This is a genomic window from Acidisoma sp., assembly GCF_965199065.1.
In the GTDB taxonomy this organism is placed as follows: domain Bacteria; phylum Pseudomonadota; class Alphaproteobacteria; order Acetobacterales; family Acetobacteraceae; genus Acidisoma.
Window position 1 is genome coordinate 34,565 of the sequence record NZ_CBDAQN010000002.1, and the last position, 25,290, is coordinate 59,854.

Consider the following 25,290-nt stretch of genomic DNA (forward strand, 5'->3'; position numbering starts at 1 on the left):
GTCGGATCTTCAATCAGTCTTCGGCAGCCTCGGCGGCCAGGAATCGGTCGAGTTCGTCGCGACCGGGGGCGGTCGCCGGCCCGCGGCGGGTGACGGAAATCGCCGCCGCCGCATTGGCGCGCCGGACAGCGGCGACGGGGTCGAGCCCCTCCATCAGGCCTGCGATCAGCACGCCGGTATGCGTGTCTCCCGCACCCGTGGAGTCGATCATGACGACCGAAGGCGACGGCACCCGCACGGCCTCGTCGCCCATGCAGAGGAAGGCGCCGGCCGCACCGTCCCGCAGGATCAGCAGCGCGCCGGGACGCAAGAGCGGCTGCCACCTCGACCACACCTCGGCGGGATCGCGAACGCCGGTCAGCAACTCGGCCTCGCGCCGGTTCATCGTGAGGATGGAAAGCTGAGGCATCACGTCCCTCAGGATCGCATCAGGAATAGCTCCGGCCAGAGGACCGGGATCGACCACCAGCCGTATCGCCTGTGGCATCTCGGCCGCCCAGCCAGCGATGGCCTCGCCGAGGGTCGAGTAGCAGAGATCGTAACCCGAAACGAAGACCGTGTCTCCGGCAGCGAGCGGCACATCCGGCAGGCGGCGGGGCCCTAGTGCAGCCTCCACGCCTGGGCTGGAGACGAAAGTCCGCTCGCCGTCAGGCTCGACCATCACCAGGCAGAAGCCGCTGTCGCCCTCCGGCACTGGGGGATGGAACGTGGCAATACCTTCGCGCGCCAACGCCGCACTAATGCATTTTCCGTAAGGGCCGGTGCCGTACCAGCCCGCGAAGAGCGCCGGCATCCCCTGGCGCGCCGCCGCGCTGAGGATGTTGAACCCGCCGCCGGCGGCGACGGTGGCGGACGAGCCAATGACATCGCCGCCTCGCGCGGGGAGATGCGGCACGTCGAGACGGATATCGGCGACGATGCTGCCGACGGAGACGAGGCGGGGGCGCTCGCGGCACTCCATCAGCCGGCGGCTCCCGCCCGCAACGCCACCAGGCTCGCGGCCAGTGCTTCGAGGCGTAACTCCGGATTGGCTGCGAGCAGTGCCGCGGCGGCATCGGCGGGAAAACGTGCAGCGCCGTGACAGGCCCCCATGATGGCGCCCGCAATGGCGGCCACCGTGTCGCAGTCGCCGCCTAGGCTGGCCGCGAGGCAACAGACCCGCCACGGATCCTCGGGCGCGACCGAGCAGATGGCGATGGCCGCCGGCACGGCTTCGTTGGTGGCGACCCCTGTGCCGACCAACCGGTAGATGAGGTCGAGCGCTGCATCCTCCGAACATCCGCGGACAAGGCCGAGCGCCCATTCGGTTCGCGCCGCCACGTCGCCGCCGGCGAAGTAGAAGCCGCGCTGCGCCCCGAGCCGGGCCGCCTCGACCGCGAGGGATAAAGCTTCACTCAAGGATGCACCCTCGATGCCGGCGCTGACCGCGGCGGCGACGGCGGAGGCGCCAGCTACTGCGACAGTCGTGTTGTGGGTGACATGGCCCGTCTGGAACACGGCATCGACGAGCCGGCCGAGCGGTGCCGTGGGGAATGCGATGCCGACCGGCGCCACCCGCATCGCGGCGCCGTTGGTGGACCCTGAGCGGCCGGTGAGTTCCGTGGAGGTGCCCTCTGCCGCCAGTTTCAGCGCGAGCCGCGTCGATGGACCGAGAAGATCGAGCGATCCCGCCGCGATCATCCGCGCCTCCCACGCCAGCAGTGCCTTCGCGAACCGCTCGGGGTCGATGCGTCCGCCGCCCTCCACCAGCATCTCGCCCAGGATCACGGCCTGATCGGTGTCGTCCGTCACCCGGCCGGCAGCCATCCCGCGACTGATGAAGTTGTCGTCCGGGCCGGGCTGGAACCAATCGAGAATGCCGTAGCGTTCGGCAATCAACGAACGGGGTTGATATTGCGTCGGCATGCCGAGCGCGTCTCCGATGGCGAGGCCGAGCAGGGCGCCGTATGCGCGGTCCTGGGTGCTCATGCGACAGGCTCGCCGAAGCTGAGCTGCAGCGTGAAATGTGCCGGGTGCAGCAGGCTGCGAACGTGCTCCACCATAGACCCGGCCGCATCATGCACAACGCGCGTGGTGCCGAGAAACGGCTCGCCTTCGGGCTGCTGAAGCTCCCGCGCATCCTCGGCCGACAGGCGTGTGAGATCGATGGCCTCGGTGCCGCCGAGGGGCCGCACATCGAGGACTTCGAGGGTTCTGCGCAACGACTTTTCGACCAGCCCGTCCTTCAGCACACTCTCGAAACCCTGTCGCCAGGGGAGCCTGCTGCGTTCCAGCGAGATCGGTTTCCCCGCCTGCGTGCTTCGCACCCGGTCGAGCGCCAGAAAGCTCGCCCTTGGCAGGTCAAGCGCCTCGGCAAGCGGCACGTCCTCGACACGTTCGAACCGCAGGATCCGCGCCTCCGCCTCGACCCCGTGCCGGGCGAGGGCACGTGACCAGCCAAGCCCATCATCGAGCCGCGCTCCATTGAAGCAGACGAAGGAACCGGCGCCGCTCCAGGTCTCGATAAGGCCGGCATGTTGCAAGCTCGATAGCGCCTGCCGGATTGTGCTGCGGCTCACGTCAAAGCTGCGGGCGAGGTCGATTTCTCCAGGCAGCCGCTCGCCCGGCTGAAAGGTGCCGGTTTGGATGCCGCGCGTCAGGCTTTTCGCGACACGTTGATATTTGGCGACCATCTGTACGAACCTGTCCGGGCCTGTCTGAGCCTGCGCAGCTTTGCCGACGATTGCAAGTGCCTCGCACGGCCGCCTGGGAACTTATCTTCAACGGTTGGCGGCCATCCTGCGATCTGGTGTATCGTCTCGATATTATTCAGGGGAGGTGTTCATGTCCTCAACGTCCGGCGGCAAATCTGCCCGCTTCGATGTCACGGCAATCGCGAAGAGCCTGCCTGAAGCCGCGTCGACGCTGCTCGTCGACCACTATCTGACCGATCGGGAAGCGGCCAGCTCTCGCGTGTTCCGCGTCTATCGGCCGACGCCACCCCATTACCATGCAGGATGCGACGAATACCTGTTCGTCCTGTCCGGGCGGGGGACGTTCTGGATGGAGGACGCATCGACCGAGTCGACTTTCGGCCCCGGCGAGCTTCTATTTTTCGAGCGTGGAATCGTCCATGCGATCCCGAGCCTGCTTGAGGATCCCGTCATCTTCCTGTCTGTTGATACGCCGAGGCGCGACCCTCGAGACATTATCTTCGTCAATCCGGAGGACGGCAGTCCGGCGACCTTCATGGCGCGAAACGCGTGAGGCGGCGGCAACGCTCAAATTCTTTTGGCTGCTCCGTCACGACAGGGTGATAGCCCTTTGCTGGGCCGCCCCCGCGGGCCACTTCCTAGGTCATTAAAACCTCGGAACGGAACCACTCCATGATCCTGTTGAGCCGCTGCCTGCAGGCAGCTTGTGTCATCCTCCCCCTGACCATCGGAGGATGCAGCATGATGGGCGCCCAGAGCAACGGCAGTCCGACAAACGGCGGCGTCGAACAGACAACCGGGCTCGGGAGCAATGGCCCCGCGTCCGGCAGCGGCGGCCCAGGTGCCTCCGCCGCCAGCCACGGCTAGGACCCTTACGGTGGCGTCAGTCCCCGACTGCCGCCACCAGCATTCCTCCCTCAAGAACTCCTGCGGCCGCCAGCAAGCTTGGCTCCTGGGACGGCATGATGCAGGGCATCCTCCGCTGGAGCGGAAGGTGCATTGGCATGCGGGGAAGCCGGGCGAGTTCGCGGTTCATGACCAAAGCTACTTCGGCCACTTCGTCCGGCGTAATGCCATCGTAAAGTGGTAAGCTGATCGCGCGCCCGGCGACATCGTCCGTGATCGACAGATCGCCCCAGACCGAGTGTTCGGCAAAGTAGCTTTGTTGGGCCAGATGCGGGCTGAAGTAGGATGCGCTGCCGATGCCCGCCTCGCGCAAGGCAGTCGCCAGGTCGGAGCGGGAGGCCGCAAGATCTTCGGGTAGCACTGCAGCCGCGAATTGATGGGCCTGGCGATGCTGACGCTCGGGCTGGAAAGTGAGCCCCGGGATCAGGTCCCGATAGAGGTGAACCATCTCCGCACGATGAGCCATACCCTCTTCATAATGCTCTAGCCGCAGGGTGCAGAGCAGCGCACCGATCTCGCTCAGCTTTCCGTTGAGACCGGCCATGGTGGCGCTTCTTGGCGCACCAAAGCCGAAGTTGCACATCTGGCGCAGCTCGGCGATGCGGTCCACGTTCGCGCTGTAGACGATGCCAGCCTCTCCCGTTGAGAAAGCTTTCGTCGCGTGCATGGAGAACACAACCCAGCCGCTGAACCCGGCGCCGAAACCCCGACCATCGCTGCCAATGGTGCCGAGCGAGGCGGCGGCGTCGACCACGACAGGAATGCCGTAGCGATTAGTTATATTCTCGTAGCGAGACAGGTCGATGTCGTAACCGAATGTGGCATAGGGCATGACCACCGCAATCTGGTCGCCATACAATGCCAGCAGCCTCTCCTCGTCCACCGCCGAGGAGCTCCAGGTCAACGGGTCGATGTCGCAATACAGCGGGGTCAACCCGCACCACATCGCGGCATGCGCGGCTGCTGCGAAGGTGAAGGACGGCATCAACGCGTATCGCGTCTGCTTCGGGCGATCCCCTATTGCCTGCTGGATCGCCAGCATGAGACCGATGGTCGCGTTGCAGACTGTCATGCAAGCTCCGGCGCCGCCGAACATCCGCTCGAGCATGTCACGCTCGAACGCGCTGTTAACAGGACCGAAGTTACTGAAGATGCCGCGCTCCTCGATAGCGCGAAGCTGGTCGGCTGCTTCGCTGAGGCGCGGAGGGTTGGGTTTGATCAGAGGGATGCGCATGGTCAGAAGCTTTCAGCGCTGGTCGTGAACTCGGCTGGTGCCTTCAGAATGATCGGCGGCGGTGCGCGAAGGATCGTGACCGGTCGCAGCTTACGGGTTTGTCGCAGAACCGCTCTTACGATCAGCGAACCAACGTCGTGCTGCCAAAGCCAAAGGCCGTTGGCCTGGCCGCGGAAGGTGATCTCGCCCCCCAGCCGGCCACTCGGGACGAAGCCCGCGGCCAACCCGATGCCGAAGAGCCGGGGCACCGGCTGGCCATCGGCGTTGAGGACGCGGCACTCCCTATCGACCAGAGGCATCTGCGGCCCGGTACTCGGGAGGAGATGCAGGGGCGCGCCGTCGCGCCCGACGATCGGCAACATGCGCGGCCGGTAACCGAGGGCGGCAACAACAACGTCAGCATCTTCGATGATGCGCCTTGTGACGGCATCGTCTGTTGTAATGCGGTGCAGGCGAAGCCGGGTCTCAGGCGGCCGGCCGCCCAGGCCGCGCACCTGCATGATCAGCTCACGGGAGTCTAGCCGGAAACCCGCAAGCCTGAACACGCGGCCACTGATCTGGCAGACATCGTCCTCGGTCCACTCGGTATAGCCCTCGCTCAGGGCTGTCTCGCGGTCGGGATAGAAGATCCGGAGTTCGCGGCGGTGAAGCAGTGTGACGCCACCCTCCCCGAAAGCGACCGTCGGCAACCGGTTCAGCAGTGCATGGGCCACCGCCGCGGCACTGGTCGACCCGCCAACGACGACGACCTTCGGTGAGGCTCGGCCGGCGAGCAGGCCCGCCACCTTCTCGAGCCCGCCATTGGTCAGCACTTCGCCGGACTGCATGAGCCGGTCGCCCGCTGCCTCGACAAGCGAGAAATTGCCGATCTGTTCTGCCTGGAGCCGTTCAATCGGCTGGTGACCGCCGGTCGCCAGCACGAGGTTGCGCGCCTGCAGCAGGCGCGTCTGTCCGGTGCGCTCATCGCGAACTTCGACCTGCCAGGCATTTTGAACGCGCGTCGCCTTCAAGGCGGTGTGTCGCGCGATGACGGTGCTCGCGGGCTCGCGCTCGATCATGCGCGAAAGCGCATCCCCGACGAGCGCCAGGAAGGCGCCTGCGTCGCGTAGGGTTACGGTTCCGTCCCCGGCCGCGGCGATCCGCTGCGTCAACGGATGAGTGACGAGCCGCGTGACCTCGCTCGGCTCGTCACCTAGCAGGCAGTCCGTGAACGTGCGACCGCTGCTGTCCGAGTTGATGGCATATCCGCCAATCGACCCGCCGCCGAGCCTCTCCCCTTTTTCAATGACGCCGACACCGCGCTTCAGCAGGTCGGTGAGTTGTCCCGAACGATGAGCCGCAAGAAGCGGCGCCATCCCGCCGGGGCCGCCGCCAATAATCAGGAGATGGAATTGTTCCATTACTGCTGTACCACAACATTCAAGGCCAAGCCGCGGTCCATGATGAGCTTACCCCAAGAAACCAATGATGTTTGTGTGGCTCAGGATGCTCCGAATTTTAGGGCTAACAAGTAGTCCGAAAAGCGTATCCACGACGCTGAAGGTGCTGCTTCCGCCTATGGTCTGAGCCCGATCGGCCCCGTGGACAGCGCGTTGCGAAGAGCTCGCATCGAAGCGCACCGAGACGATGCATCGCCTCCCTGTGTTGCCGGTGCAAAGTCGGAGGCACCGTGGCACGTCAGGCGCTACCCGCTTACCGCACACCTCACTGAAACGTCAACCGCGGCCACCTATCATACAAACGGATGATCATCCTCCTTAGGGAGGTGTGCCTCGCGCCTGAGCGACTCTTTATAGCTCTTTCCATGAAGCCGCCTGCTCGGCGAAACTGCTCAAGGAAAACATCATGACCGACGCCACGGCCTCTCTGGCCGATCCTGTTGAACGGAGGATGGCACAAGGAGGGGCTGATCGGACGCCCGTGGAAACGGCCGCGTACGCGAGCGGAACAGGCGCAACAGGCATGCGTGGTGCCGGACCTGTGTTCGTCGACTTCGACTACACGTTGTTCGGGTCGAACAGCACAGAGTTGTTCATCGCTTCGTGCAGACCATCGCTGTTGGTCGCGATCATCGAGTTCGCCGTACGGCGCTGTATCCCTTGGCGCTTGACCGGGTTTAGCGGCTATTTCCGGCTTCGTGACTTCGTTTGCTGCATGGCCATAATCGTGCTCTGCCCGTGGAGCATTTTCATGTGGCGTCGGCGCGCGCCGAAGCTATTTGAGCGGCACGTGAGCAAACAGATCGCAGCGCGGCTTTCCGAGGCCGCTGCCGATCGCATTGTCATCGTCTCGTTCGGCCTGAATGCTATCATCAGGCCGTTACTCAAGGGCAGTCCTTGGCAGGATGTTCGTCTGATCGCCACCCCCTCGCTGCCGCCACCACAGTATTTCGGCCGCGGTAAGCTTCCGGTCGTTAGAAAATACTTCGGCGCGGCCGACATTGCCGCTTCCACCTTTCTGACAGACTCGCTCGACGACCGAGACCTTCTGGAGGCGTCGGGGGATGGCATCCTGATCGAGCCTCAGGGCGAGACCTGCCGTGCCATCGAGCATCTGTACATTCCGCTGAGATACACGGCACGCGCCAAATACGCGGCAAGCTACGTCTTCGACCAGGTGCTGTTCGTCGAATGTCTGCTGGCCGTCTTCGCGACGGTGACGAGTTTTGACGGCTTGCTGTCCAAGCTTGCCTGCATGCCGTTCTTCACACTCTCTCTCATGTGCATCTACGAAATCGGCTATTTTGAAAACGACATGGTTGCAGCGGCGCGCGAAGATGCGCCGACGTTGACCAAGCATTCCGGGCGCTTCCGGTCCTACCCCATGCAGCCGGCGGCATGGATCTGGGCTGTGGCGGCGGCGGCGGCAGGCGCCTGGCTGGCTTGTTTCACAGGCGTGATGCACGCGGCACAGCTGCCCCGGGCGGCGCTTCTCTGGCTCGGCAGCCTCATCCTGCTGCGCATCGTCTTCTTCGCCTACAACAGGGTGCGCCCGGCGGCGCGGATCGCCGTCTACCCGGTTTTGCAGATGTTGAAGTATCTGCCTCTCTTCCTTTTGTTCCCGGCGACCCCTGCCGGCGCCGTGCTGGCGTTCTGCCAAGCAACCACGATGTCGCTGATCTACCTGGTCTACAGACAGACCGGACAACGCCGTGTCATCGAGAAGGAGCAGTTCCGGACCGCCATGTTCGCGGTCGCGCTCTGCTTCATGGCAACCGCCAGCACAACCGCAGCGCTTGGCGGGCGCTTCGCGCTTGGCCTGCTGGCGGTGTGGTGCCTCGTTCGCCTGGCCAAGGCGCCGATCCTCAGGCTGGTGCGTGGTATCCGGCGCAAAGCGCCGGCGGAGGTCCCTGCCTAGCCACAGGACAAAGAAAAACCCCGGGTGATTTCGCCGGGGTTGCTTAGTAGCCTTATATGACGGCCGCTGGTATGTTAGCGGCCGTTTTTGCGTACTGTGAGCACTGGTCAGTCTGCGTTGCTCGGGCGCAGGTCGGCGATCATGATCAGGAGCAGTGCTGGAAAGAGCACCGGAGGGAACATGCTGTTGCCGCCATCGAGCAGCAGCAGCACGAGGGTCGGCACGAGCAGGGCCTTCTGCGTGCTCGTGCGTCGCGCGGTGAGCAGAAACAGAAGGTAGAGCACGAATCCGGGGATGCCGAACTCGAGCGCGATTTTGACCGGCGGGTTGATGATGTAGGCCCAGTTCGGCGCCATTGCCAGATGCTCGCTCACCCCGGCTCCCAGGCCATACAGAGCGACCCAAGGCTCCCGCGCGAGGACGTAATTCGCAAGCAACCAGGGGGTCACAAACCGAAAGTGGCCGCTGGACCCGATCTGCGAAAATTCGCCAGTGCGATCGAGAAAGAATTGAAACCACGGTGGAAAGAACACGGCCAGAGCCGCAATCGCCAGAAACCCGACTGCCGCAGTGACAAAAGAGAGGATCAGACCGCGGATGCCCAGGCTGAAGGACGCGGTCAGAACGAAGCCTAGGATCATCAGCCAGCCGGTTCCCGACAATGAGGACAAGAGAGCCGCCGCGAACGCGCCGACGAAGAGGATCCGGCGGAACATGAGTATCTCGATGATGATTGCCAACGCCATGAACTGGGAAAAAACAGACGGCTCCACGAGGAACAACCCGTTTGACTTCATGTAGTGGCTCGTGCCGATCGGAATGACGGTGTTGAACGGGCCTTCGAGAAGCATGTTTGCCGGGACGAAGCTCTTGAACGAGAACAGGCTGACACCGGCAAACTGAACGACGAACTGCACGAGGCCGGCGATCGCCAGGGCCATGAAGATGGCGTTGACGAGCCGAAAGAACTTTCTCTCATCGACCGGTTCCGAAAAAACCAGAAGACCGAAACTTGACAGAGCGATGAATTCCACGAGCGACATCCAGCTCGTGGCTGTGCCGAAGCTGTTCGGATAGGCAGCCTGAATGGCGCTGCCGATCATGATCCAGGTCAGCAGTGCGATGAAGATCATCATGCGTCCGCGGCTGATCGCAAGGCCGCTCTGCATGACGCCGTACGCCGCGAGGAGCAGCCCGACAGGTCCCACCACGCTCAGGTAGGACGTGCCGCTGAAAATACCGATGCGCTGCAGGACGATCGCCGATATCAGGACTAGCGCTGTGAAACGCAGGGCGTACGCCTCTTGTCCCGCAGCGCTGTCGGAGCGATAGGAAACGGCGGCCGTCGGGTTCGCGTACATCATCACGGCTGCCGTGCCTGGTGTGTAGGCCTGGCGACGAAGCTTGGCGTGCTACAACGCGATTGTAGATGCACTTTAAACCTCATATGTTACGGTGCCTCGGTGCACTAGCCTCAGAAGGCTCTTCGAAAACAATCGAAACGCGATATTAAACCTAGGTGCAGGCGCGGTCCGAGCAGGTTGAGCACTAGTTAATTACTGCATCTGTAGACCATCGTCAGATTGCCCAAACGACGTATTTGACTGTGGCGTGGGGAGCCGTCAGTTCTTTCATCAAAGAGGACCCCGACCACATGTATCACGCACGACTTGGCGCGGCCTCCGAAATGGGGCGTAGCGCCTACTCTCTTGACAGATTCGCACCTTTGTCGGGTGCTTCAATCTGCCAGGGGCTGCATGCGCGCCCACGGTTCGACCACACTTTCCGTCTACACCCTCATCACGGATTGGAACGAGGCGACGTTCCTTCTGAAAATCGGTAAGATGACGGCTCGCACGGCACATAGAGGTGGCGACGTAATCATCGTCATTCCCGCTCACAACGAGCAGGAGTATATTCGGGATGTCATCTATTCGCTTCAGTCCGATCTGGATTGCTCCGAGGCGCTAATCGTCGTCGCGGATGACGGAAGCACTGACGCCACTCAATCGATCGTGGAACAGATCGGACGATTGGATCGCCGTGTCGTGGCGTTCGGCTCGCATAGCCGACTCGGTGTCAGCGCGTCCATCAACCGCGCGGTCAAGCAGTTCGGGGCTGGCTACCGCTGGCTCGTGCGTGTCGACGCACACGCGGAATATCCGCCCAACTACGCCTCCCGGCTGGTTCAGGTGGCGGTAGCGCAGGGTGCTACCGCGGTTGTGACGGCAATGACGAGTCGCGGCAGCACGTGCTTCCAGCGCGCCGCTGCGGCATCTCAGAACTCCTATCTCGGGACCGGCGGCTCGGCGCATCGGATGGTGGGAGGGGCCGGCTCCTGGGTTGAGCACGGTCACCATGCCCTTGTGGCGCTCGACAGTTTCGTCGCCGCCGGCGGCTATGACGAGACGTTTTCGCATAATGAGGACGCCGAGCTTGACCACCGTATCCTCGACGCAGGGGGACGCATCTGGTTGGAGCCGGATCTGTCGATCGTTTACTTCCCGCGCAAAACTGCGCGGCTGCTTGCACGCCAATACTACAAATATGGTTTCGGCCGGGCGATGACCGTAGCTCGCCACGGAGGACGGAGACGCCTGAGGCAGATCCTCCCTCTCGGCATAGCGCCGGTATGGTTCCTGTTGCTTCTGTCTCCTCTCTTCCCGCTCGCAGCTCTTCCGTTTCTGGGCTGGGCGGCGATCTGCGTCTGCTTTGGGCTTGCTTTGAGCGTCCGGGGTGGCGTCTGCGCCGCGCTATCGGGGCCCGCGGCAATGATCATGCAAACGGCGTGGTCGCTTGGCTACTGGACGAGCATTCTTGGCAGACGGAAGCCGGGACCACCCCCGACAGAGCTGACGCTACGGCCCTTGCCGCGAGTTGAGCAGCCTCTCGTTCCGCACGGGCATGAAGCATCGGGCTCCGGGCCAGACACGTGGCGGCCGCTGTGACAGGTGGATCCCTTGGCCTGATGCGGAAAGCGATTGACCCACAATGCCAGTAACCAGCGGCCGGACAGCGAATTCGCTGCTTTGGAGCGCCGTCGAGAATGGCAGCCTTGCCATCATATCCTTCGGCTCTCTGATCGTTTTTTCGCGGCTGCTTTCCGCGTCGGACTTCGGGTTGTTCTCGATCGTCTCGGCGATCGCGGAGTTGCTCGGGATGGTGGTGACCATGCTGTTCCACGACGCGCTGGTGCAGCGTGTCGAGGTCAACGACTACCATTTCGACACCGCGTTCACGGTGGGCTGCGCGATGAGTCTCGTCATGCTGGTCGCCTGCTGGGGCTTTGCCGTGCCGTTCGAGCACCTCGTTCATATGCCCGGTGCGGGCAAAGTTCTGGGCTGTATGGGATTTGTCTTTCCCTGCCTTGCAGTCAGCGCGACGATCGTGGCGAGGCAGCGCCGGGAGTTCGGGTTCAAGGCTCTTGCGATCCGTTCGCTGGCCGGGCGCGTTCTGGGCGGCGTCATCGGCATTGCCGCAGCCTTGTGGGGCGCCGGCGTCTGGAGTCTCGTGTTCCAGCAAGTCGTGACGGCGCTCATCGGTTCACTCGCACTATGGTTGACCTGTGATCGCCTGCCGCGGTTCCGGTTCCGTGGCGTCGAGTTCCGCCAGCTCCTTACATTTGGAGTTTTTGCGGTCGGCGGACTGTTCGTCGCTTTCTCCATCAAGCGACTGTTCACGATCTTCGCAGGCCTTTTCCTTGGCGTGGCCACGGCGGGATACCTTAATCTTGGGTTTCGCGTGGTCGACGTCTTCTGGTCGATTTCGGCGACCGCCGTGGGACAGGTGTCTCTGCCGATGCTTGCGGGACTGCAGACAGACTCCATCCGGTTGAAGCGCGCATACCGACGCTCGGTGGAATATGCTTGTCTCCTGCTCTACCCGTGTTTCGTCGGCATCGCCGTCACGGCACCGGAGCTGGTCGCGATCATCTTTGGCAAGCACTGGGCCCCGGTTGTACCATGTGTTGCCGCGCTCGCGGTATTGGTGCTGGTGCAAGCGCCGCGCCTGTTCACCACCCCTGTGCTGACGGCCGTGGGACGCCCACGAGATCCTCTCTTTGCCGTGGCCATCGAACTCGTGTTCATGCTGACGATGATCGGCGTGTTCGGACTCCACAGCCTCATGTGGGCGACCGGGCTATGGATCGCCAGCGAATGCATGCAGATACCGGTTTCGACCTGGATACTTCGCCGCGCCACCGGGTTCAGCTTGGCTGATCAATTTGGCGGTGCGGTGACGCCGCTGCTTGCCTCGATGGCCATGGCCTGCGTCGTGGTGGCGTTGCGCAGGCTGCTGCCCCCAGACCTCGGCGTGGAGCCTCGGCTGGCGATGCTCATCCTGGCTGGCGTTGCGGCCTACTTTCTCTCGCTTGTGTTGCTCAACCGTAAGCTCATTCCTACCTTTTTTGACTTCATCAGGTCCGGGTTCTTAAAAGTCAGCGGCTGACCGCTCTCGGAGGAACTCGCCCATGAACCGCATTAGAACCGGCTTGTGCGGTATTGTGCTTGCGTTGTGCCTGACGACCGCCTTGACCATCCCCGCATTGGCCGGTTCGGCGGGAAGCGCCGGTCCTGCCCCCGACATGCCGCCGGCATCAACACGGCACTATCTCAGCGGGGTATATGCCGGCCCTACCGATGACAGCACGCCCACGCTCATGGGCTATCGCTGGGACTACACGATCGGCCGGTCCTACCAGGACACCTGCGCGGGCTGCGGCGTTTCCGGCCTCAGCTATCTCCACGGCTACCCCGTCGTGATCGACATACAGCATGTGCAGCCGAGCTACCCGGATTTCAAAGCGGCGGCGGAGGGGCGCTACGACACCTACTACCGCCAGACGGCGGCGGCGCTAGCTCCCTATGCCCACGAGATATACGCGGTCCGCATCGACAGTGAATTCAACGGGTCCTGGGCGGTCAGCACGCCATTCACAGGTTGGTTTCCAGTATCCAGGTCAACCTGGATCGCCGGCTTCAGGCGCCTGGTGCTCGCCGTGCGACAGGAGTTGCCAAACGCCAAGATCATCTGGAATCCCAACATCGGCCAGCACGACCCGTTTCCCTATTACCCCGGGGACGATGTCGTCGACCTCATCGGTCCAGATGTCTACTGCAATCCCGCTCACTACGGATCGGCCGCCGCCTGCTGGAAGGACTTCCTCGGCCACGCAAACGGGGTCAATCTGAATGCCATTGCGAGCTTTGCGCTAACACATCACAAGGCGCTCGCGATTCCGGAATGGGCCGACCTCTTCGGTGACGGCTTCTTTATCAAGCAGATGCAGGAATGGATGGATCAAAATAACGTCGTCCTACAGTCCTACTGGGACAGTGGAGACGACCTGGGCAGGCCGGGAAGCCTGCTCGACCTACCAACCAATCAGAAGGCCTATGTCAAGGCCTTCGGACACCGCCCCTATGCCGGAACCTTCTGGAGTTCCATTCTCCCGATCCCTGCTGGCGCGACGGAGCATTGAGAAGCCACCTTCTCCCAATCCGTACCGACCGCCATATGCTTTGTTTCAAGATGCGTGATCAGAGCCGGCTCCGGCGCCATAAGGATCCGATGCCTGGAGGGCTTCAGGATGCGCATCAGGCTGTACAGATTGATGCCCATTCGCACGCCGCAGATCGCCGCCCGACGAGCAAATCCGCCGGATGTCTCGCTATTAAGCAGCGTCTGAACCAGCGATTTCATGGGATAGGGCGTGAACCCCTGATACATGAGACACGTCGTGTGGTCGTAGGCGCCACCCGTGTACATCGCACGCATCATCATCGCGTGGTCTTCGACGAGAGCCTGCACGCGGACGCCGAAAGTCGACGTAGTGCTCAGGGCACGGCGCCAAGGATGACCGTTGATGAGCGTCACCTCGGAGTCTGACCATCCACGCGGTTTGCGGTGAACATCCTCGAACGCGGTTCCGTTCGGCTCGCGCATTCCAATCAGGGCGTAGAGACCAAAATAAGCGGCTTCTGGAAACGCTTCTGTTGCAGCAAGAAGATCCACGAAAGCGTGCGGCTGGTAAAGATAGTCATCTTCCGCAAACCAGACCAAATCATCCTTCGGCCAGGATCGCACGATCGGAAGTTCCAGAATTGCCTTCAGCGATCCTCTCATACCCAAGCGCGACCGCATCACCACCTCGCCTGAGGCTTTCATAAGTTCCAGGCGATTGTCAGGGATGGGACCGTCATTCATGAAGATAAGCTCTGCCGTTCCAGGCTTCAGTTGCTGAAAAGCCTGGATCAGAGAGATGAGCGAAAGGCGCTTGCTGTAGTAGTCAGGTCGCCCCTTCTTGTTCTCTCCGGCATAGGATCGACTGATTATATGAAGCACGCAGTTTAGCTCCAAAAACGACACCGCCCGAAGCATCATGCAGCAGATGTTGGGCTTCTCGCGCGGTCTTAGCCAGTGAGCACGGCCGGTGGAATACCTTCTTCCGCCCAAGCGCCGAGATGGCATCATTCCTAAGTGGCGGTCGAAGCTAAGTCTATTGTTCAATGGTCGGTTAAGCCGGCGGATGCGGTAAGAAGCGGTGGTATGAGTTCCTCAAGCAATCGAGCCGCCTCGGTTATCTAATGCGCACCGGGCCGCTCCTGGCCTTCCAGTGAGAGTTTAGGGACTTCATGATTTGCACCATTCAAACGGCAGGCGCATGCGCATCGCTTTGATTGATCCCTCGCTTTTTTCATTGCCGTATGATCGTGCTTTGGCATCGGGCCTGGGCCGGATCGGCCACACGGTGGCGCTGCACGGGCGCGCGCTCCGGTCGGGGGATGGGTCTCCGGGAACGATCGCCATCCACAAGTCATTTTATCCCATCTCGGAAGGTCCGGTTTGCCAGAGCCTCCCAGGGCCTCTGCGTCTTGGCATCAAAGGGGTCGATCACGCCTGGTCGATGTGGCGGCTCCTCAAGCAGCTCAGGCGTGAGGCTCCGGACGTCATCCATTTTCAATGGCTTCCGCTTCCTCTCCTTGACCGGGCATTTCTGAAGGCACTCCGCCAAGTGGCGCCGATTGTGCTCACGGTTCACGACACAAACCCATTCAATGGCGAGGCCTCTGCTGCGATCCAGCGCCAAGGTGTAGGCGCGTGCCTGTTCCAGTTCGACCGCCTCATCGTGCACACGAAGCAGGGCGAGGAACGGCTACAGAAACTTGGAATGCCGAAGGAGCGTATAACCGTACTTCCGCATGGAATGCTGGTCGACCCCGTTCCTACCGCCCCTGATGCCATGGAGGGACGCCTGACGTTCCTGCTCTTCGGAAAAATCAAGCCCTATAAGGGCGCCGATCTCTTGATCAAGGCATTGGCGGGGCTGCCGCCTTCGCTGCGCGCGCAAGCCCGCGTGCGAATCGTGGGAAAACCCTACATGGATGTCTCTGCCCTGCAGGCGCAAGCCGCGGCAGCTGGTGTGATTGTCGAGATTGAAACCGGCTTTGTGGAGGATGAGGAGATTGCGAGCCTCTTCTCTCACAGCACGGTCGCAACTTTTCCGTATCGGGAGATCGAGGCAAGCGGCGTGCTGTTCCTCGCTCTGGCGCACGGTCGCCCCATCATCGCCTCCCGCCTTGGCGCCTTTGGCGAGTTGCTGACGGACGGCCAGCACGGCGCACTCGTGCCTGTCGAAGATGTCCCCGCTTTGACCAAGGCGTTGCAGCACATGCTCAGCGATCGTGCGTTTGCCGCAGCCTGTGCGGCCTCGGTGCAGGAACTGGCTGGCAGCATCCCGGATTGGGATACGATCGCCGACCGCACCGTCGGCGTCTACCGCGATGCGGATCGCGCGCGCGCAGCGTCCGTTGTCGAAAAGCCCGCTCTGACAGTACATCCACTGACCAGCACTTCTCGATAAGAGCCGATGTCAAACACACCTGAGGCGCGCGTAATAGACCCGGCGGTAACCTGCCGCGGGTCGACACGACCGGTATCCAACGAGGGTAAGATAGCACAGACGCCGACTGGCTCCCGCTCGGCATTCAACCCTTACGTCCAGGGAGCGCGGGGAGCGTTCTGTCTGCTGCTCTTCGTTTTTCACGTTGCCAATTCGGGCCTCCCGAGTTTCGGCTTCCTCTCTGCTGGCGTCGCCAATCACTTTCTACTGTCGTTGCAGTACGGAGTTGAGCTTTTCTTCCTGATCAGCGGCTACGTGATCGTCGGCGTGATCCGCAAATCCAGCAGCCCCTGGAAGTTTCTGCGCGATAGGGCGATCAGGATTCTGCCTGTTCTTTGGGCAACGATGCCGTTCGTGCTGACGCTGGAGTATCTCGGGCATCGATTTGGCGTCAATGACATACCTCTTTTCGACCTGTTCCCGATACTACTGGCAAATCTCCTTTGCCTTCCCCCTGTGGTCCCGCTTCCGCTGCTTCATCAAGCAGCTTGGTCTTTGAGTTTCGAATTCAGCTTCTACTTGTTCGCAGCCGTTTCGATCTGGTGGCGGCGCTATCACAGCTGGATGGCCTATCTTCTGGCGTTTCCCATCGCGATGTTTCTCTACCTCCATCCCAGAGCGTGGTTCTTCGTTCCAGGGGTGCTGGTGGCGTCAGGCCTGCTCTCGCACCCGTTTCTACGGCGGTTCACGCGGCATCCCGCACCGTTCCTGGCGCTGTTTCTGGGAGCGTGGTGGGAGGTGATCGGTCTCGATACGAACCAGACCATGTCGGGATGGGGCGCGTCGAGCTTCGTTTTCCTTTTCATTGCTCTGGCTGCCGCGACGATCGCCTTCAAAGGCATAGTCGACGGCGACGGCTGGATCGGGGCGTTGCTGACATCGCGCGTGATGCAGTTTCTGGGGCTGATTAGCTACAGCCTCTACATGTGGGAGTTCATCACGATGGCTGTCGTCAAGCGCGTGATCGAGACATCAGGTCTTCCACTGGTCCTGGGTGTGTGGTCTCAGGTGACGTTCTTCATCCTCGCTTTCCCTATCACCGTCTTCGTGGCATGGATCAGCCAGCGATTGATCGAACAAGGCGTCTGCGGATGGCTCAGAAATCTTGCGAGACGCCCTTCTCATGCGGTCAATCAACCGACCTGATCAACTGGTTGGCTCGTTGGCCACGTTAATCACAGGCTTGCCCCTACCGCCATGACACAATGCTTCCAGCGCCATGGTTGACAATGGAAGCGCTATCCCGCGAGCAGTAATTCTCAAGCAGAACAAGCCCTTAGCTACAACAGCCAAGGATCGACCTAGTCCTTAAGCCTTAGGATGTACTGTCTATTTGGTGGTATAGGCTCGGTAGCGAGCGGATGCCACTGTCGGTCAACGAAACCAGTCCGGCCATATCAGGCCAGACCAGCCGCCTGACTATCTGCCGTGAGCTCAACTCCACCGTTCACATTGAGAACATAATCCATTGTATATGAGGCACCCGGTGGTCTTGGCCTGTTCGAGACAAGCCGCTTTTTCATTGGACCAGCACCCGGCCTTCTCAGGCTTTTTGGGGCAAGACGCATCATGATGAAGAATTTTTGGCGCCGCATGCTGTACGGCCGTCCTCCACGCCGGCCGGCCAGACGGCCGGACGCGGTAATCCCCGCTGCACGGCCACCAGCGCCGGTGCTTGCGAACGAGGCATTCACGCCGACACAGCCCCGGACGGGCCGCGCCGGGCTGATCGGACGCCAGCAGGAGATCGAGACGATCCTGCAAGGTCTCCTCGAAGACAAGGCGCACGTCGTGCTTTATTCAGAGCGCGGGCGCGGCAAGACTTCCCTTTCGAACGTTGTCGTCGACAGGCTGAAGCGTAAGGGACTTATCGTCGTTCGCTACCAGTGCGAGGCAAGCACCACGTTCGACAGCTTCATGCGCGGTTTGGTGCGTAGGTTGCCAGAGTCGCTCCTGGCGTCGCCCGTGCGCATGGAAGCGCTAGAGGGTTGCGAGGCCGCTTTGCCTGCGGGCCCGCTCCGCCCCGACGATGTCGTCACCCTGCTGTCGAGGCTCAGGCTCACGTCACTCATCTGCGTCATAGATGAGCTGGATCGCATCGTCGATCCCGAAACGCGGACGATGCTTGCCGACACAATCAAGCAGCTCTCGGACCGGGGCATCCCGCTGCTCTTCATGTTGATCGGCGTCTCCGACAACCTCGAGCAGTTGCTGGGCCAGCATCCTTCAATCCAGCGTGCCCTGGTCGCACTTCCGCTGCCGCTCCTCTCCGACGAGGAGATCAGCAACATCGTCGAGAAGGGTGCGAAGGATGCCGGGCTGAACTTCCCTGGCGATCTTGTGTCCGCGATCGTCACCGTCTCGCGCGGGATGCCTTATCTTGCTCATGTCCTGGGTCTGCGTGTCGCGCAGGCGGCGGCGCGCCGGAACACGACCCTGGTCAAGCCGGTCGACTACGGTTCGGCTCTCGATCGTCTGGTCCGGCAGGCGCCGTCCGAAGTCCTTCGGAATTATGACGAAATCACGGCGCATGGCCGCGACGAAGGCGCAGCCTGGGCTTTGCGCGTCATTGCGACCTGCCCTCAGGACCCTTGGGGGATGATCCGCGTCGTTGAAACTCCGGGCGAGAAGGCTCTCCTGGGCGGCCAGCGTGTGTCCTGGTCGGGCTGGGTGAAACTGCTCGAGCATGGTGTCGTAAGACGCGTCTTCGGTGATGCGGGGAGCGTCGTGGTGATCCACCGTTCCCTGGTGCAGCATGTTCAGCTGCAGGAAGCTTTGCGGAGGCACGCCGCAATTACCCGCGAAACGGGCATGGACATCCCCGTCCGGCCCATTGCATTCGGCGGCACGACCGTGGCCAGCCTCACGCGATCCTCATAGGTGCAGTAATGGACATGTCAGTGATACCGCTCAGCGGCTCCGCGGAACCTTCCGGCGGCAAGATGCAGCTGTCTCAGATAATGATGACCATGCGCCGAAACTTCTGGATCATCCTGCTCTGTGCACTCATCGCGGCGGGTGCGGCCTTCGGCTTCTCGAAATTGCAGCCAAAGCTGTACACCGCGAACGCCGCGATCGCCATCGAGTCTCAGTCGATCGGCGTATCTGAACTCGCGGGCGCTATTCACAACGACAGTCTCCCGGACCCGATGCCTCTCGTGATGACCGAGATGCAGGCGCTCTCTTCGCGCCCGGTAGTGGAACGAGTGGTTTCCGAACTCGGCCTTGCTCGCCTTCCCGAGTTCAACCCCGCACTGCAACCGCCGAGCCTGGTGCAGAACCTGATGACGCAACTTCGCACGTACATCCCGATGATGCCGGCGCCGGCACCTGCGAAGGACACCGGCAATCAGGGCGTGCTTGCCAACGTCTACAAATCTCTCGTCGTATCGCAGGACAACCGCAGCTTGGTCATTGGCCTGGCGTTCACGTCTCAGGACCCGAAACTATCCGCGTCGTTTCTGAATGACCTGATAGACAGCTACCTGAGCACGCGGGCGAACAGCCGGGCCGGCGCCAATAGCAAGGCCAACGCCGAGATGCTTGCGCGTGTCGATGTGGTTCGGGCAAACCTGAACAACCTCGAGCAGCAGATGCGCGATCTTCGCACCAAGGATGGCCTTGTCGGACTGCGTGCGGGAAGCATCCCCCAGCAGCAGGTGGAGATGCTCGCGACGGAAGCCTCCAACGACAGTCTCCAGCGTGCGCAGCTCGAGGCGCAGTGGGAGCAGGCCAACGCGCTCATAAAGGCTGGCGCCTGGGACGATCTCGGCAGCGTGCTTTCGTCCCCCACCATCTCGAAGCTCCGCGAGCAGGCGAGTGCCGAAAGCCAGCAGGTCGCGGCGTTGCGGACGCAGGACGGGCCGAATTCACCTGAGCTGCGAAGCGCGGAGGCTGACGCCGCGAGTGCGGAAGGTCAGGTTGCGGCGGAAGGCCGGCGCATCGTGAGCTCTCTCGCGACGCAGCTCAGCGTGGCGCGCGCCCAGGAAGCCGACGCCGAGCGCCAGCTTCAGAAGGCTCAGGAGGCCAGTGTCACCTCCGAGAATGCCCAATCGCAGCTTGACGACCTGCAGCAGGAGGTGACCGCGCAACGGGCTCTCTACCAGAACCTTCTGCAGGCAGTTCAATCGACAGCGGGGCAGACCACATCCTCGCTCGTCGACCTCAACGTGCGGGTGCTGAACACGGCGGTGCCGCCCGCGGTGCCTTCCAGCCCGAACACCAAGCTCGCGACCATGATGGGCGGGATCGGGGGCCTCGTCCTCGGCCTGCTGCTCTGCCTGATCCGCAGCCATACGGCCGACACACTCGGCACGACGGACGATGTCATCGCGACGACGGGCCTGCCGGTGAGCGCCGTGATCCGCGGCGGCAACCGCACGCTTCTCGCCCGCGTCCTCGGAAACCCAAGCGGCCAGGAGGCGGAGGCCCTGCGCCTTCTGCGGATGCGGCTTCGCTTCAACGGGCTACCGATCGCGCCGCGCAGCGTTCTGTTTGTCTCGCTCGATGACGGCCGTGAAGCGGCGGACCTCGCCTCTGCCTTCGCTCATGTCGCGTCAGCCGACGGTGAGAAGGTTATCCTCACCGAGGGAAGTTTGCGCGAGCCCCGTCTCGCAAGGCTCCTCGGCATCCAGCAGACGGGTCTGCTGACAGTGCTCGACGGTGAGGAAGATTGGCGGGACGTTCTGCAGACGGGTGAGGCGGCAACTCACCTGGACGTTCTGATCACGCGGCGTCCTGCGGGCGCTCCGCTGGCTCTGCTCACCGGTCCCCATTTCCAGAACCTTCTGCTGGATCTCCATGACGCCTACAACCTGACGGTGTTCAACGGCGCGGCCGCAGCCGGATCCGATACTTTGGCGCTTGCCTCGGAAGTCGATGCGACGGTGCTCATTATCGATGCGGAGAAAGCCAACCGGGCGGAAGTACGGGAGGCGGCTTCGCGTCTCGCTCTTGCATCGCGCCGCCGACTGACGGTCGTGTTTGTCAGCACGAAATAAGTGACGCGGGGCTCTCCCACCGCCAGTGGGGGAGCCCCGCCAGTATTGTGGCTAGTGCGTCGTCGTGAAGCTGAACGATGACGTGCCGTTGCTATCCAGGGCTTTGACACCGCTGAAGATGCTCGATCCGTTCACCGTCACCCCGTTGACGTAGAGGTTGCGATCTTCGGAAGACGAGCCGCCGTAGGCGTCGTTGACGAAGGCAACGCCGAGCGTGTGTGAACCAGCACCGAGGTTCCCCGTGAAGGAGAACGCTTGGGTCGCGTTCGCACTGTGCAGAGCGCTGATCGGCTGCGGAGTGGTGACAGCCTTCCCATCGATGTAGAGAACGAAGTCGGCATTCCCCTGCCAGGCGTCCTCCGACAGGCTCAACGTTACCGTGTCGGCAGGGGCCGCCGCAGTGTGTGTCGCGCCACCGACCGCAAACGTATCCGTTCCGCTAGAGAGCATGGTCGCGCTCGTCCCGGCGTAGGTGGTGCCGTCATAGGCAATGGAGTTGACGTAGAGATTGCGGTCCGTGTCCGGCGTTCCGCCATACGCATCGTTGATGAAGCTCACCTGGACATCGTTGACGGCCGTACCCCAATTGCCCGTCAGCAGGAACGTCCCCGCATCGCCTGACGAATGAAGTGTCGACGCGGTATAGTCTCCCCCAACCTGCTTGCCGTCGACCGACACAGTGAACTGCGCATCTCCTTTCCAGGCGTCTTCCGATATCTGGAGCGCGAGAGTGTCAGTGGTAGGCGGCGCGGCGGCGGGCTGCGTCGCCGTGATTGTGGACGCAGCCGAAGCCGTCTCGCCCGCGGTATCCTTGATGCTCGCGCTGACCGTGGTGGTGACAGCCTTGCCCGCTGCGACCTGGTTCGCGGTGGGCGTGAACACCAGCCCGTTGAGCGTCGTCGCGACGGACGTGGCCGATCCGGAGACGGTCAGCGCGCCGTTTGCGATCTTGCTGCCGTCGGTCGCCGCATTGGGATCCGAGAGCGTGCCGTTCGCGGCGGCGCTTAGGGTGACCGTGGCGGTTTCAGTCTGGCCAGCATTGGCATCGGCGATCGTGACGCCTGTGAATGGCTTCGCGCTGGCAGCGTCGGTTGTGGCGACCGCTGCGGTCGCGGGCGTAATCGAAATGGCCTGTGCCACATCCGTCGCCTTGATCGTGGACGTGGTCGAGGCTGTCTCTCCGGCGGTGTCGGTGATGGCGGCGGTCACCGTCGTGGTGACCACAGCACCGGGCGCCACCTGATTGGCGGTAGGCTTGAATACCAGCCCATCGAGGGCGGTCGCTACCGCCGTTGCCGACCCGGATATGGTCAGGACGCCGTTGACGACCTGGCTGCCGTCTGTGGCGGCGTTGGGATCGGACAGCGTGCCGTTTGCGGTGGCGCTGAGTGTCACCTTGGCCGTCTCCGTCTGCCCGGCATTGGCATCGGTAACCACGACGCCGGTGAACGGTTTGGCGCTTGCCGTATCGGTGGTCGCGACCGATGCGCTTGCCGGCGACACGGTGATCGGTGTTTTTGAGCCGGCGTAACCCGCGGGCGCACCCGCCAGCTCAGTGCCGGCGGTTCCGTTGAGCGGCTGGGTCCACCAGTCGCCGCTCGTGTTCAGCTGGTCCAGTGCCGACCCGGTCCAGAACAGCGTCACGACTTCAGCCGAGGATGGAACGACGGTGCCGTTCTCCTCTATTTGCTGGCCGCTGTTGATCGTCCAGGCATTGCCGGACGTGTCATAGATCGTGCCGGTGGTGCCGTTGAACTGAGTGTTGGCGGCGCTTGTGGCATGCGCCGGTCCGGCCGGGGAGTCCGTTATCGTGGAGGTGATTGATGCGGTCTCGCCGGCAGTATCGGTGACGGCGGCGGTTACCGTCGTCGTGGCGGCGACGGTCGCCGACGTGGGCGAGAACTCCAGCGCGTCGAGGGCGGCCGCGACGGTCGTCGCCGAGCCGGAGATCGACCACACGCCGGATGCGGCGGTGCTTCCATCCGTCGCCGCATTCGGGTCCACCAACGTTCCATGCGCGGTGGAACTCAAGGTGACGATGGCGGTCTCGGTCTGGCTGGTGTTCTTGTCCGTAATGACAACTCCGGTGAACGGCTTGGCGCTGGCCGTACCATTGGTCGTCGCGTTTTCGGACCCCGGTGTCACCGTGATTGGCGTTGCCGTGGGCGTCGTCGTTGACTGGGCGCCAAAATACTTTGCCCAGGCCGCGGCTTCCAGTGGCTTGTCATCCGCCGTATCCGAGAACGCGTAGGTGCCGCCGCCGTTGTCGTCCCAGATGCTCACGAAGTCGACGGTTACGCCGGAGTTCGTCAGCGTCGAAGAAAGCCATTGAACAAAAGTGGGGTTGTCGCTGGTAGGCGAACTTCCGGCACCGGTCTCGCAAATTGCAATGGGCTTACCTTGGGCTTTCGCGAAATCTATCAGATTCTGCAGGCTCAGGGAGGTTCCGCCGCTGGCATCGAGGCTGTATTGGTTAGAAGCGGGATCTGTATAGTAGTGCTCAAGGTTGATGGGGTCTGACGCCCATTGCGCCAAACTCGTGTCATACACCGGGTTGGGGGAGTTTAGTTCCTGCCCGCTCTTATCCCAGTCGTAGAGGGAATACGGGTAGAGATTGTCGTAGACATCCGCTCCGATGACGTCGACGTATTGGTTGCCTGGATACATAGTCTCCGTCGCGTTACCTGCCGCGCTGCCATTGGCGATGCCGGGGTTCCAGATAACCTTCAAACTAACCCCGTCGGCCGCAGCGGCCGAGTGCAGGACGGTGTAGATGTGCTGAAAGGCAGAGACCCAGAGTGCCTGCATTGACGTGCTGCTGCCGACGAAGCCGGGCGTGCTGTTCAGGTTCATCTCGACGCCTGGACGCCAGTACTGCGTTTTAAAGCCGTCGCTGGCCCAGGTCTGCACCATTGACTGCAGCATGCTGTCATACGTGCCGTTCGCATAATTCTGGAGAATCTGCTCAGATGAAGGCGCGTTGGAGCTCGTTGAGCCCATCGGAAGCGCGATGACCGGGATAGTATTCTTGAAGGTCGGCGAGGCTGCGGAGACGCTTGCCGACCAGCTCGTGTTGCTGAGCCAAGCGCTCGGAGCCTGCGTGAAATCAATGTAGCTGTTCTGGAAGACGGGCGTCGCTCCCATGAGGCTGTCGAAGCCGTCGTTGGTCGCGTCGAAAGTCGCCTCTGCCGAGGACCCAGGCGTGTTCGCATTGCCTGTGAAAACACCTAGCGGGAATGGGGTGGATGATGTGGTCGACATGGGAGATCCTCAAGGAAATTCGATGAAGGCCAAAGGGGATTTTAATCAGATTAGTCAACTTGACAAGATTAAAAGTGTTAGAGATTGAGTCAAATCAACGAGTCGGGCTCTACCCAAAAGAGGTATATGATCCGGTTTGGGATGTTATAACTTGTTCTTTAAGGGGAAACGGCCCTATGTGTCGTCAAGCATGGCCTTTGCGCGGGCTCTCTATGACGTTAACGACCCATGACGAACCAACGCTAGAACGTGTTTCTGGTCCTCATGTTTGGCGTGCGGTGGCACCGCGAGGCTGGCGATCGGAGCCATGCCGGTTGACAGTCTAACATCGCCGCCTTGGCCGACACTCTCGGTCGTTGCGGCTACACGATCGCCATAGAGTTCCGTTACGACTTCGTATTAGCCTTGCTGTGCGCCTGTTCAGCTTGAACGCGGGTTTGCGAAACGCACTCGTATTCCAGTCAAAACACGAATGCAATCGTTATCACACGGAAATGTTATTTTGCCGTCGCGAGCAGTGCCTGCCCGCCAGGACAATCTCCTGCAAACTTCGGAAAATTCAATCAGAGCTTGTGGTTGATCGGTCCGATTGATTTCATCTTTAACGACACAACACCTTTGGCTTCAAAGAGAGTCACCGCCAACCAACTGAAATTGAAACTTATTATCGGCTAGATAATTATAGTTTCATCTTCGGAATTTGTTGCTGAGAGAGATTTGCTCGCGGAGGTTGAGTGAACGCTTCCGAGGCTGATTGGCTTGCATGGCAAGGTGTACAGCTCGTTCCCACACGCGGCACCTCACCATGTGGGTCCCCGCGCCCACGGCAGAATGAAAGTGGGTGTCGCCCGAAGACCATCCGTAGAGCCGAAAGCTCCGTATGGAGCCCCATGTCCGCCCCGCCAGATAAGCGACACTCAGAGCCGCCTCTCGCGG

At 61.9% G+C, this 25,290-nt stretch carries 18 protein-coding genes; 10 read left to right on the forward strand and 8 right to left on the reverse strand.

Annotated features, from left to right (window positions below; all coding sequences use genetic code 11):
* Positions 1 to 13: 13 nt before the first annotated feature.
* The 3 genes from ACOEQ1_RS07825 to ACOEQ1_RS07835 are packed head-to-tail and all read right to left on the reverse strand — an operon-like array spanning position 14 to position 2,672.
* The gene (locus ACOEQ1_RS07825; RefSeq protein ID WP_419758705.1) at positions 14 to 961 is read right to left on the reverse strand and encodes a PfkB family carbohydrate kinase; all 948 of its coding nucleotides are present in this window, start codon (positions 959 to 961) and stop codon (positions 14 to 16) included.
* On the reverse strand, positions 961 to 1,968 hold the full coding sequence (locus ACOEQ1_RS07830; RefSeq protein ID WP_419758706.1) for an ADP-ribosylglycohydrolase family protein: 1,008 nt from the start codon (positions 1,966 to 1,968) through the stop codon (positions 961 to 963). Before ACOEQ1_RS07830 ends, ACOEQ1_RS07825 begins: the two co-directional genes overlap by 1 nt.
* Positions 1,965 to 2,672 (reverse strand): GntR family transcriptional regulator, encoded by a 708-nt coding sequence (locus tag ACOEQ1_RS07835; protein ID WP_419758708.1) that lies wholly within the window; start codon positions 2,670 to 2,672, stop codon positions 1,965 to 1,967. Before ACOEQ1_RS07835 ends, ACOEQ1_RS07830 begins: the two co-directional genes overlap by 4 nt.
* A 151-nt stretch (positions 2,673 to 2,823) precedes the next feature.
* Between ACOEQ1_RS07835 and ACOEQ1_RS07840 the strand changes: the two genes are divergently transcribed.
* Both ACOEQ1_RS07840 and ACOEQ1_RS07845 read left to right on the forward strand, forming a co-directional pair.
* Positions 2,824 to 3,246, forward strand: a complete 423-nt coding sequence (locus ACOEQ1_RS07840; RefSeq protein ID WP_419758709.1) for a cupin domain-containing protein — start codon at positions 2,824 to 2,826, stop codon at positions 3,244 to 3,246.
* Positions 3,247 to 3,365: 119 nt separating this feature from the next.
* On the forward strand, positions 3,366 to 3,560 hold the full coding sequence (locus tag ACOEQ1_RS07845) for a hypothetical protein (protein WP_419758710.1): 195 nt from the start codon (positions 3,366 to 3,368) through the stop codon (positions 3,558 to 3,560).
* A gap of 16 nt (positions 3,561 to 3,576) precedes the next feature.
* Here ACOEQ1_RS07845 and ACOEQ1_RS07850 read toward each other — a convergent pair whose 3' ends face one another.
* The gene (locus tag ACOEQ1_RS07850; protein WP_419758711.1) at positions 3,577 to 4,833 is read right to left on the reverse strand and encodes a DegT/DnrJ/EryC1/StrS family aminotransferase; all 1,257 of its coding nucleotides are present in this window, start codon (positions 4,831 to 4,833) and stop codon (positions 3,577 to 3,579) included.
* 2 nt (positions 4,834 to 4,835) lie between these two features.
* Positions 4,836 to 6,233 (reverse strand): FAD-dependent oxidoreductase, encoded by a 1,398-nt coding sequence (locus tag ACOEQ1_RS07855; RefSeq protein WP_419758712.1) that lies wholly within the window; start codon positions 6,231 to 6,233, stop codon positions 4,836 to 4,838.
* Positions 6,234 to 6,678: 445 nt separating this feature from the next.
* On the opposite strand from ACOEQ1_RS07855, the gene ACOEQ1_RS07860 reads away from it, so the two are divergent.
* Entirely contained in the window at positions 6,679 to 8,190 is a 1,512-nt protein-coding gene (locus tag ACOEQ1_RS07860) for an HAD family hydrolase (RefSeq protein WP_419758713.1), read from the forward strand.
* Positions 8,191 to 8,297: 107 nt separating this feature from the next.
* On the opposite strand, the gene ACOEQ1_RS07865 is transcribed toward ACOEQ1_RS07860, so the two are convergent.
* Positions 8,298 to 9,554: a hypothetical protein gene (locus ACOEQ1_RS07865; RefSeq protein WP_419758714.1), complete on the reverse strand. Its 1,257-nt coding sequence runs from the start codon at positions 9,552 to 9,554 to the stop codon at positions 8,298 to 8,300.
* 393 nt (positions 9,555 to 9,947) lie between these two features.
* On the opposite strand from ACOEQ1_RS07865, the gene ACOEQ1_RS07870 reads away from it, so the two are divergent.
* Genes ACOEQ1_RS07870 through ACOEQ1_RS07880 form a run of 3 tightly spaced genes read left to right on the forward strand, consistent with a single transcriptional unit; the run spans position 9,948 to position 13,672 of the window.
* Complete coding sequence (locus tag ACOEQ1_RS07870; RefSeq protein WP_419758715.1) at positions 9,948 to 11,138, forward strand: glycosyltransferase family 2 protein; 1,191 nt, start codon at positions 9,948 to 9,950, stop codon at positions 11,136 to 11,138.
* A 43-nt stretch (positions 11,139 to 11,181) separates the two neighbouring features.
* The gene (locus ACOEQ1_RS07875) at positions 11,182 to 12,639 is read left to right on the forward strand and encodes a lipopolysaccharide biosynthesis protein (protein ID WP_419758716.1); all 1,458 of its coding nucleotides are present in this window, start codon (positions 11,182 to 11,184) and stop codon (positions 12,637 to 12,639) included.
* Positions 12,640 to 12,661: 22 nt separating this feature from the next.
* Positions 12,662 to 13,672, forward strand: coding sequence for a hypothetical protein (locus ACOEQ1_RS07880; protein WP_419758717.1), 1,011 nt, complete (start codon positions 12,662 to 12,664; stop codon positions 13,670 to 13,672).
* Here ACOEQ1_RS07880 and ACOEQ1_RS07885 read toward each other — a convergent pair.
* Positions 13,612 to 14,535, reverse strand: a complete 924-nt coding sequence (locus tag ACOEQ1_RS07885) for a hypothetical protein (protein WP_419758718.1) — start codon at positions 14,533 to 14,535, stop codon at positions 13,612 to 13,614. The two genes, ACOEQ1_RS07880 and ACOEQ1_RS07885, sit on opposite strands and share 61 nt — an antisense overlap.
* Before the next feature lie 319 nt (positions 14,536 to 14,854).
* On the opposite strand from ACOEQ1_RS07885, the gene ACOEQ1_RS07890 reads away from it, so the two are divergent.
* The 4 genes from ACOEQ1_RS07890 to ACOEQ1_RS07905 all read left to right on the forward strand — a co-directional run bounded on the left by ACOEQ1_RS07890 (position 14,855) and on the right by ACOEQ1_RS07905 (position 21,093).
* The gene (locus ACOEQ1_RS07890; RefSeq protein WP_419758719.1) at positions 14,855 to 16,054 is read left to right on the forward strand and encodes a glycosyltransferase family 4 protein; all 1,200 of its coding nucleotides are present in this window, start codon (positions 14,855 to 14,857) and stop codon (positions 16,052 to 16,054) included.
* Between the two features lie 6 nt (positions 16,055 to 16,060).
* On the forward strand, positions 16,061 to 17,239 hold the full coding sequence (locus tag ACOEQ1_RS07895) for an acyltransferase family protein (protein ID WP_419758720.1): 1,179 nt from the start codon (positions 16,061 to 16,063) through the stop codon (positions 17,237 to 17,239).
* Between the two features lie 423 nt (positions 17,240 to 17,662).
* Complete coding sequence (locus tag ACOEQ1_RS07900; protein WP_419758721.1) at positions 17,663 to 18,973, forward strand: ATP-binding protein; 1,311 nt, start codon at positions 17,663 to 17,665, stop codon at positions 18,971 to 18,973.
* 14 nt (positions 18,974 to 18,987) lie between these two features.
* Entirely contained in the window at positions 18,988 to 21,093 is a 2,106-nt protein-coding gene (locus ACOEQ1_RS07905) for a GumC family protein (protein ID WP_419758722.1), read from the forward strand.
* Between the two features lie 51 nt (positions 21,094 to 21,144).
* Here the strand turns inward: ACOEQ1_RS07905 and ACOEQ1_RS07910 are convergent, their stop codons facing one another.
* A complete protein-coding gene (locus tag ACOEQ1_RS07910; RefSeq protein WP_419758723.1) occupies positions 21,145 to 24,354 on the reverse strand; it encodes a carbohydrate-binding domain-containing protein in 3,210 nt (1,069 codons plus the stop codon).
* Positions 24,355 to 25,290: the final 936 nt, after the last annotated feature.

What these genes read in the sequence shown, in the direction of transcription:
- ACOEQ1_RS07825 (WP_419758705.1), bottom strand. Translation starts at nt 961, where the DNA reads ATGGAGTGCCGCGAGCGCCCCCGCCTCGTCTCCGTCGGCAGCATCGTC.
- ACOEQ1_RS07830 (WP_419758706.1), bottom strand. Translation starts at nt 1,968, where the DNA reads ATGAGCACCCAGGACCGCGCATACGGCGCCCTGCTCGGCCTCGCCATC.
- ACOEQ1_RS07835 (WP_419758708.1), bottom strand. Translation starts at nt 2,672, where the DNA reads ATGGTCGCCAAATATCAACGTGTCGCGAAAAGCCTGACGCGCGGCATC.
- ACOEQ1_RS07840 (WP_419758709.1), top strand. Translation starts at nt 2,824, where the DNA reads ATGTCCTCAACGTCCGGCGGCAAATCTGCCCGCTTCGATGTCACGGCA.
- ACOEQ1_RS07845 (WP_419758710.1), top strand. Translation starts at nt 3,366, where the DNA reads ATGATCCTGTTGAGCCGCTGCCTGCAGGCAGCTTGTGTCATCCTCCCC.
- ACOEQ1_RS07850 (WP_419758711.1), bottom strand. Translation starts at nt 4,833, where the DNA reads ATGCGCATCCCTCTGATCAAACCCAACCCTCCGCGCCTCAGCGAAGCA.
- ACOEQ1_RS07855 (WP_419758712.1), bottom strand. Translation starts at nt 6,233, where the DNA reads ATGGAACAATTCCATCTCCTGATTATTGGCGGCGGCCCCGGCGGGATG.
- ACOEQ1_RS07860 (WP_419758713.1), top strand. Translation starts at nt 6,679, where the DNA reads ATGACCGACGCCACGGCCTCTCTGGCCGATCCTGTTGAACGGAGGATG.
- ACOEQ1_RS07865 (WP_419758714.1), bottom strand. Translation starts at nt 9,554, where the DNA reads ATGATGTACGCGAACCCGACGGCCGCCGTTTCCTATCGCTCCGACAGC.
- ACOEQ1_RS07870 (WP_419758715.1), top strand. Translation starts at nt 9,948, where the DNA reads ATGCGCGCCCACGGTTCGACCACACTTTCCGTCTACACCCTCATCACG.
- ACOEQ1_RS07875 (WP_419758716.1), top strand. Translation starts at nt 11,182, where the DNA reads ATGCCAGTAACCAGCGGCCGGACAGCGAATTCGCTGCTTTGGAGCGCC.
- ACOEQ1_RS07880 (WP_419758717.1), top strand. Translation starts at nt 12,662, where the DNA reads ATGAACCGCATTAGAACCGGCTTGTGCGGTATTGTGCTTGCGTTGTGC.
- ACOEQ1_RS07890 (WP_419758719.1), top strand. Translation starts at nt 14,855, where the DNA reads ATGCGCATCGCTTTGATTGATCCCTCGCTTTTTTCATTGCCGTATGAT.
- ACOEQ1_RS07895 (WP_419758720.1), top strand. Translation starts at nt 16,061, where the DNA reads ATGTCAAACACACCTGAGGCGCGCGTAATAGACCCGGCGGTAACCTGC.
- ACOEQ1_RS07900 (WP_419758721.1), top strand. Translation starts at nt 17,663, where the DNA reads ATGATGAAGAATTTTTGGCGCCGCATGCTGTACGGCCGTCCTCCACGC.
- ACOEQ1_RS07905 (WP_419758722.1), top strand. Translation starts at nt 18,988, where the DNA reads ATGTCAGTGATACCGCTCAGCGGCTCCGCGGAACCTTCCGGCGGCAAG.
- ACOEQ1_RS07910 (WP_419758723.1), bottom strand. Translation starts at nt 24,354, where the DNA reads ATGTCGACCACATCATCCACCCCATTCCCGCTAGGTGTTTTCACAGGC.